Below are 7918 nucleotides of genomic sequence, written 5' to 3' on the forward strand. Positions count from 1 at the left end.
AGGATCCTGCGCTACATGCAGGACCCCGAACTGCACGGCTTGGTCTATGGGCGCCAGCGGCAACCCCTGTCACCGCTGATCTGAAGGGTCTTCAGCAGAGCACCCCAAGGGCCGCCAATCGCTGCTGCAGCGCCTCCCAGTTGAAGCTCCTGGGATCAGCACGCGCTGCACCAAGATCCACATGGCGGTGGGTCGTAATCCGCTCCTTCGGGATCTTGTAGCGGTTCATCCAATCCGCAAGGACGACGGCCATGGCGTCGTACTGGGCGGAGCTGTAGCCACTGTGGGTTTCCGCATCGTTCTCACCATCCAGCGGTGTCTCGAGGCTGAGGTGCAGAGCGAAATTGTTGATAGAGCCAGGAAGCTCTGGATTCAACACCGCCCATTCGCCATCGAAAGCGGAGTAACCCGCTCCATAGGCACGAAATCGGGGGTGTAGGGCTTCAACCGACTCTCCGTTTTCACCGATCAGCAGGTGGTAGCTGACCTGGTCCTCATCCCTTGGGTTGTGCTTAATGAAGGTGTTCAGCGCCGATTGCAGCCCGAAGACCGTCTCATGCAGAACGACAAGCGATGGGGTCGTCTGCAACGGATTTCCAAACGCGTCATAGGGCACGCGCTGGTCGTAGTTGGAGGGGTCGATCTTGACCCGCTTGAGGGTGGAGGGATAGGTCTGCTGCTGCGTCTTTAGACGTGCCACCAGGGCGCGGTCATTCACGCTGCATTGGCGCTGCAGGGGGCTGGTCCATGCCGCTTGAGCGGGAGGGAGAGGAGCGGGCCGTGCATTGGCAAGGGGAGCTGGCAGCCGCGCGGGAGCCTGACTCGAACGCTGCCAGAGCGGAATGAGGCTGAGGCCAGCCAAGGCGACTAGGGCCAGCCCCAGTGCACGGCGGTGCGGAATGCGAGTCGGTTGCTCGGGAACGAGCCGGACCATGGCTAGCCCACCCGTTGTTGCAACCAGGCCTCTTGGGCTGCCTGCTGGGCGGTTGTGGGGTTGGCTACAGGCTCGAGTTTGTAGCGCTTGGGCTGCGGTGGATCACTGCAGAGTTGAAGCTCCCGCAGGCTGGAACGACGGGCCATGAGCAGCGGCTGAGCCACGCCAGCACGCAGATGCGTTGGAACGTCCTCGGGCTTGGCCAGCCGCTGGCCGGCCAAGCCGATCAGTTCATCGCCCACCATCAGCCCAGCCCGCTCAGCCGGGCTATGGCGCAAAACGCGTTGAACCACCAGCCGGCCGTCCTTCAGACCCGTGGTCATTCCCGTCCAAGGATCGCTGGACATCTCCGGCTCCAGAGCCAGGCCTACATCCAACAGGTAGCCAGAACAATCAGGATCGTCGACGTCCGTCAACCATTGCTCTAGACGCCCAGCCAAACCGGTGACTTGCCCTTCAAAGGCCTCCAGCAGATCGGACTCCCCATAGCCGCGACAATGGCGACCGTGGCTTCTCCAAAGCTGCTGAACAACTGCGGAGAGTGAGCTCTGATGACGCCGGAGCTCCAGGTCCAAACAGAGGGCGACGACCGCCCCCTTGAGGTAATAGCTGACTTGGCTACTCGCGGAGTAGGCATCGGCCTTGTAGAGCTTGACCCAAGCCTCCTCACTGCTCTCTCTGAGGGTCTGGACCTGACGCCCAGGCGTGAGCAGGTAACGGCTGAGGTCCTCCCCAAGATCACTGAAGTAGTCCTGCGGCGTACTCAAGCCAGCGGTCAGCGGCAGCAGCTGATCGAAGTAGCTGGTGACCCCTTCTGCAAACCAGAGCGTCGGGATCACACTGGCGCGGTTGTAGTCCACCGGCCGAAGTTCCCTTGGGGTCAGACGCCGGACGTTCCACTGGTGGAAATACTCGTGGGCAACGAGCTGCAGCAACTTGCGGTATCCGCTGCTGGTCTCGAGGTTGCGGCGTCCATAGACAAGGACTGTGCTGTCGTCGTGCTCCAGGCCCCCATACCCCTCATCCAAGAGGTGCAGCACAAAGAGGTAGTCCGAGCTGGCGGGTCTTGGTTCGCCCATCAGCCGGCAACAGGCCAAACAGACCTGCTTCACGTCCTCGAAGAACGTCGGATAACGATCGGCGAACCACACCGCGCAGGCGGGATCTGAAAACCAGGTCACCCAGCGATGGGGAACACCCAGGACCTCGAACGGATGCGACTGGTGTGGACCGGCCTCGATGGGGCTGTCGATCAGCTGATCAAACGTTGTCGCGAGCCAAGATCCCGTGGCATCCGTGGGCAGGGGAACAAAGGCATTCCAGCCATTGGGCACCACGCAGGTCAGGCGGTGGGGACTCCAGCGCTGACCCGCCACCTCGAGAACCACCGCCGCTAAGGCGAAAAAGCCGTGGTCCTGATCCAGATGACAGGTGCGAACCGTCAGCTCCGTGGCCATGACGGCATAAGTCAGCACCAGCGGTCCCGCGTCTGGATTGCAATCGATCTGCCAGGTACTCGGATCGGTGCGGCGCACGGACCGCTCAAGACCCTGCTGAACAGCCTTGAAGCCCTCCAGCTGCTTGACGTAGTCGCGGATCAGGTAGGAGCCGGGTGTCCAGCCGGGTAGTGAGACCTCTTGCTGAGCTTGGGGAGAGGAAATCTCCAGCCGCACATGCACCAGGTGGCTCTGAGGGTTGCTCAGATCAAGCTGGACCTGAACCAATCCCGTCATCGTTCAACCGTCAGCTGATCAATTCAACTGAAGCGTTCGACAGCTCCGCGGCAGCGGTCTGAAGGGCCTGGAGTGCGGCGTAGCTGCGGGTGATCTGTCCGACGAGCTGCTGAACGGAGTGGGATCGTCCGAGCCGCTGCAGATCGCCCACCAAAGCCAAACGTCCATTGGACTGACGGCACCAACCCAATTGCTGCTCGGGGTTCACCTGCACCCAGAGGGTGACCGCCTCCTGCTGGTCGGCAAAACCCTGGAGCTGGCCGCCCCAGTGGACCGCGTAGCCGAGCTCCTGGAGAGCCTGGGCCAGAAGGCGCTCATCCGTAAGGACCGTTGGCAGGATGGAGAGATGGGACATGGCCAGGACTCCACTTTTCCAGACCCTAGCGGGAGTGGATTGGCCGTCCAGTGGCCTTTGCCACCGGAGCATCCGATCGTCACCAAACCGCCCCTGCGCTTGGGGGTCATGGCCTCCGGCTCGGGCAGCAACTTCGAGGCCCTGGTCCAGGCCTGCCGCTCCGGGCAACTCTCTGCAGAAGTGAGCCTGCTGATCGTCAACAAACCTGATGCAGGTGCCTTGACGCGGGCCGAGGTCCTGGATGTCCCCGCACAGGTATTGGACCACCGGAACTACCCATCGCGGGAGGCGCTCGACCGCGCGCTCGTCACCTCCTTTCGTGCCGCGCAGGTGGACCTGGTGGTGATGGCCGGCTGGATGCGAATCGTGACGCAGGAACTGATCGAGGCCTACCCAGAACGGCTGATCAATATCCATCCGTCGCTGCTGCCGAGTTTCCGGGGGGCGAAAGCGATCCGACAGGCCCTCGAGGCCGGCGTCACCCTGACGGGCTGCACGGCCCATCTCGTGGAATTAGAGGTGGACACAGGGCCGATTTTGGTGCAAGCCGCCCTTCCGGTTTTTGACGGGGACAGTGAGGCCAGCCTGTCCGAGCGAATCCATCAGCAGGAACATCGGATCCTGCCCCTGGCCGTCAGCCTGGCTGCCCAGCGCCTTGGGCTTTGCGCTCAGGGATAGAAGGGCAGCAGCGGGAGTCCCGTTTCAGCGGGCAGGCCCGCCATCAGGTTCAGGCACTGGACCCCTTGACCGGCTTGGCCTTTGACCATGTTGTCGATGGCGCTCATCACGATCAGCTGACCGGTGCGCTGGTCCACTTGAACCGACAGCAGCGCCCTGTTGGTCTGGCGCACCCATTTGGTCGAGGGATAGGTGCCGACCGGTAGAACCTGCACGCAGGGGGCGTGGCGATAGGCCGCCTCGAGCAGCGTTGTGCAGTCCTCCGCGGTCAGTCCTGGATCGCGCAGTCGGCCATAGACCGTGGCGAGTAGACCGCGCACCATCGGCGTGAGGTGTGGAGTGAACTGCAACTGAATGCTCGTACCCGCGGCGCGGCTGCAGAGCTGCTCGATCTCACTGGTGTGGCGGTGCCCCACGACGCCGTAGGGGGAAATGCCTTCCGAGGCCTCCGCCAGGAGGAGATGCTCCTTCGCGGCCCGGCCGCCGCCACTGGTGCCGGTCTTGGCGTCGATCACGATGCCGCTGGTCTCAATCAGGCCCTGCTTCAAGAACGGGGTCAAGGCCAACAGGCTGGCGGTGGGGAAACACCCAGGAGCCGCCACCAGGCGAGCCGCAGCAATGCGCTGCTGATCCCACTCCACGAGGCCGTAGACGGCTTCCTGGCAAAGGTCCGCGTCAGTTCTGGGGAAGCTGCTGGCCTCGGAGGCATAGACCTCCTTCCACTGATCCAGGGAGCTGTAGCGATAGTCAGCGGAGAGGTCGACCACCTTGACCCCACGCTCGAGTAGCGCAGGGGCGAGGCGGGAGGCCAGGCCATTGGGAAGGCTGAGGACCGCGAAGTCAGCGGCCTCGGCAATCGCATCCACCTCCGGGTTCTGCACCACCGGATCGCCTGGCAGTGGCAAAAACGGAGTGAGCTGACTCCAACGCTTGCCGCTGCTTCGCTCGCCCCCCAGGAAGCTAACGGTCAATTCCGGATGGCCCTGGAGCAGCCGGAGGGTCTGCAAACCGCCGTAGCCCGAGGCCCCAATCACGGCGACGCGCTGACTTGCCATGGCTTGCACAGGGGAAGGCCGATCGTACCGGGCTCTATAAAAGTGTCAGTGCACCTGGCCGTCGGGCCCGCCTTCCCTGAACCAGCCCCTGACTCAGGACTCGTTTGTCTTCGATTCCATCGCCGACGGTCTGGCCGCGATCCGCAATGGCGAAATGGTCGTGGTGGTGGACGACGAAAACCGGGAGAATGAAGGGGATCTGATCTGCGCTGCCCAGTTCGCCACACCGGAGCAGATCAACTTCATGGCCACCGAGGCGCGGGGCCTGATCTGTCTTGCGATGGAGGGTGAGCGTCTCGACGCGCTCGACCTGCCACTGATGGTCGATCGCAACACCGACAGCAATCAAACGGCCTTCACCGTCAGCGTGGACGCAGGCCCCGAGAACGGAGTCTCCACAGGCATCTCAGCGGAAGACCGGGCTCGCACGATCCAAGTCGCCATCCACCCGGGGACCCGTCCGAACGATCTGCGCAGGCCGGGCCACATCTTCCCCCTGCGGGCCAAGCAAGGGGGCGTGTTGAAGCGCGCCGGGCACACCGAAGCGGCCGTCGACTTGGCACGGATGTCGGGTCTCTATCCAGCAGGCGTGATCTGTGAGATCCAAAACGCCGATGGCTCCATGGCCCGGCTGCCGCAATTGGCGGAGTACGCCAAGCGCCATGGCTTGCGCTTCATCAACATTGCGGACCTGATTCGCTACCGGCTCGATACGGAGCGCTTTGTTCGGCGCCAGGCCGAAGCCATGCTCCCGAGTGCCTTCGGTCAGTTTCGGGCGATTGGCTATCGCAACGAGCTCGATGGTTCGGACCATGTGGCCATCGTTAAAGGCAACCCAGAACACTCGGCAGGTCCCGTCTTGGTTCGGGTGCACAGCGAGTGCCTCACCGGCGATGCCTTCGGCTCCCTGCGCTGTGATTGCCGCCCGCAACTGGAATCCGCCCTGCGGATCATCGAGGAGGCCGGCGAGGGCGTCGTGGTCTATCTCAGACAGGAGGGCCGGGGCATCGGCCTGATCAACAAACTCAAGGCCTATTCCCTGCAGGACGGCGGCTTGGACACCGTCGAGGCCAACGAACGACTGGGCTTTCCGGCGGACCTGCGCAACTACGGCGTCGGAGCGCAAATCCTCAGTGATCTAGGGATTCACCGTCTCAAGCTGATCACCAACAATCCGCGCAAGATTGCAGGCCTCGGTGGCTACGGCCTTGAGGTGGTGGACCGGGTGCCCCTGGTGATGGATCCCGGCCAGCACAACGTCAATTACCTGCAAACCAAACAGGCGAAATTGGGGCACTTGATGGATACCGCTGCCGTCCAAGGACCAGCGGCAGTCCTGGCCTGGAAGCCGAGTTCAGGCCAGGACGAGGCCAACAGTGCGAGCTTGTTTCAGCAGCTCTCCGACTGGGCCGAGCAGCAAGGATTGGAGTTGGAGCGGGAAGAACACTCCCGGGTGTTGGCCCTGATGGATCAGCCGGAATTGGCCGTTCTCGTGAACGGCGGAAATTCTGAAGGCCTGCGACAGATCCTGAGAACCATGGCGGACTGGCCGGAGACCCAAAGCGTGAGCCTGTTGTTGGCGCCCGATGCGCAGCGCAGCTCACATCCGAGCAACACCCTGGAAGCGCAGCGGAGACCGCTCCAGGAATTGCGCTCGGGTCAGGCGGGGGTCCCGTTTGAAAGCGGAGCCCTGCTGCGCTGGTGTTGAGGGAGTGGGGCTGCTGGGCAGCCCCGACCAGCGATCAGCCTTGGATCGTGACCTTGTTGATCCGGCTGCCGTTCTTCAGCGCCAGGACCACGTCCATGTTTCCGGTGTGACCGAAGACGGTGTGGACGCCATCGAGGTGAGGCTGGGCCTCATGGCAAATGTAGAACTGTGAGCCACCGGTGTTCTTGCCGGCGTGGGCCATGGCCAGGGTGCCGGCCTGGTGCTTCTGAGCGTTGATCTCGCAGTCGATCTGATAGCCAGGACCACCGGTGCCGGCCATGCCGCGGGCACCCTCACGGCTGTTCGGGCAGCCCCCCTGGGCCATAAATCCGGGGATGACACGGTGGAAGGCCAGGCCGTCATAGAAGCCGTCCTTGGCCAGTTTCACGAAGTTGGCCACGGTGTTGGGCGCGTCGGCTTCGAACAGTTCCAGTTCGATCGTGCCGGCGTCGGTCTCCATCACGGCTTTGGTCACGGTGAGATCGTCAGCAAACCGCCTCAGTATGGGCGCTCCGGTAGAAGTGATGGGATCTGATCAGTGGTGATGTCCGTCCCCCATTCCGTCGATCTCAGCCAGGCCCGTCTTGGGGTCCTGGGCGGCAGTGGGCTCTACGCAATGGAGGGATTGGAGGATGTCCAGGAGCTCACCATCGAGACCCCGTTTGGTCCTCCCTCGGATCAACTGCGTCTGGGCCGACTGGGGGGCATGGAGGTGGTCTTCCTGGCGCGCCATGGCCGCCATCACACCTTCCTGCCGACGGAGGTTCCCTACAGGGCCAACATCTGGGCGATGCGCTCCCTTGGGGTGCGCTGGATTCTGTCCCCATCGGCCGTGGGCTCACTCCAGCAGGAGATCCCCCCGTTGGACATGGTGGTGCCCGATCAATTCATTGACCGCACCCGGGAGCGACCGAACAGCTTCTTTGGCGATGGCGCCGTGGCCCATGTGGCCCTGGCGGATCCCTTCTGCCCCAGCCTCAGCCGCCTGCTGGCGGATGTCGCCGACAGCTTGATGCCGGAGGGCAGGACCCTGCACCGCGGCGGAACCTATCTCTGCATGGAAGGTCCCGCCTTCTCCACCCGGGCCGAGTCCAACCTCTATCGAAGCTGGGGCTGTTCGGTGATCGGGATGACGAACCACACCGAGGCCAGACTCGCCCGAGAAGCAGAAATCGCCTACGCCACCCTGGCGATGGCCACCGACTACGACTGTTGGTACGCGGACCACGACAGCGTGACCGTCGAGATGGTGATCGGCAATCTCAAGGCCAATGCGGCCCTCGCCACCCAGATCGTCAGGACCACGGCGGAGCGGATCGCAGCCCTGAGGCCCGCCAGTGCGGCGCACCACGCCCTGCAGGATGCACTGATGACCCCCGCCGATCAGGTTCCTGCGGCGACTCGAGTGAAGCTCAATCTCTTCACTGAGCCCTATTGGGGGCCGTTTAAGGGTTA

General features: G+C 63.2%; 8 protein-coding genes. 3 read left to right on the plus strand and 5 right to left on the minus strand.

The window, feature by feature from the left end:
- Positions 1 to 91: 91 nt before the first annotated feature.
- Genes QZ184_RS08605 through QZ184_RS08615 form a run of 3 tightly spaced genes read right to left on the minus strand, consistent with a single transcriptional unit; the run spans position 92 to position 3022 of the window.
- A complete protein-coding gene (locus QZ184_RS08605; protein WP_296415077.1) occupies positions 92 to 934 on the minus strand; it encodes a peptidoglycan recognition family protein in 843 nt (280 codons plus the stop codon).
- Between the two features lie 2 nt (positions 935 to 936).
- Positions 937 to 2667, minus strand: a complete 1731-nt coding sequence (locus QZ184_RS08610) for a M61 family peptidase (protein WP_296419100.1) — start codon at positions 2665 to 2667, stop codon at positions 937 to 939.
- A 10-nt stretch (positions 2668 to 2677) separates the two neighbouring features.
- On the minus strand, positions 2678 to 3022 hold the full coding sequence (locus tag QZ184_RS08615) for a DUF1257 domain-containing protein (RefSeq protein ID WP_296415080.1): 345 nt from the start codon (positions 3020 to 3022) through the stop codon (positions 2678 to 2680).
- A gap of 39 nt (positions 3023 to 3061) precedes the next feature.
- Here QZ184_RS08615 and purN point away from each other — a divergent pair, with 39 nt between their 5' ends.
- Complete coding sequence (purN, locus tag QZ184_RS08620) at positions 3062 to 3700, plus strand: phosphoribosylglycinamide formyltransferase (protein ID WP_296419103.1); 639 nt, start codon at positions 3062 to 3064, stop codon at positions 3698 to 3700.
- Here the strand turns inward: purN and argC are convergent.
- Positions 3691 to 4755, minus strand: coding sequence for an N-acetyl-gamma-glutamyl-phosphate reductase (argC, locus tag QZ184_RS08625; RefSeq protein WP_296415084.1), 1065 nt, complete (start codon positions 4753 to 4755; stop codon positions 3691 to 3693). The genes purN and argC overlap by 10 nt on opposite strands.
- 76 nt (positions 4756 to 4831) lie before the next feature.
- Here argC and ribBA point away from each other — a divergent pair, with 76 nt between their 5' ends.
- Entirely contained in the window at positions 4832 to 6463 is a 1632-nt protein-coding gene (gene ribBA, locus QZ184_RS08630) for a bifunctional 3,4-dihydroxy-2-butanone-4-phosphate synthase/GTP cyclohydrolase II (RefSeq protein WP_296415171.1), read from the plus strand.
- A 34-nt stretch (positions 6464 to 6497) separates the two neighbouring features.
- On the opposite strand, the gene QZ184_RS08635 is transcribed toward ribBA, so the two are convergent.
- Positions 6498 to 6938 carry a peptidylprolyl isomerase gene (locus tag QZ184_RS08635; protein WP_010317065.1) on the minus strand — a complete coding sequence of 147 codons (441 nt, stop codon included), beginning with the start codon at positions 6936 to 6938 and terminating at the stop codon, positions 6498 to 6500.
- A 69-nt stretch (positions 6939 to 7007) separates the two neighbouring features.
- On the opposite strand from QZ184_RS08635, the gene QZ184_RS08640 reads away from it, so the two are divergent.
- Positions 7008 to 7918: S-methyl-5'-thioadenosine phosphorylase (locus QZ184_RS08640; protein ID WP_247478511.1), on the plus strand; the 911-nt coding region annotated here is incomplete at its 3' end.

Source organism: Vulcanococcus sp. DEBay_Sum22DG08_74 (assembly GCF_017852955.1).
Classification (GTDB): domain Bacteria; phylum Cyanobacteriota; class Cyanobacteriia; order PCC-6307; family Cyanobiaceae; genus Vulcanococcus.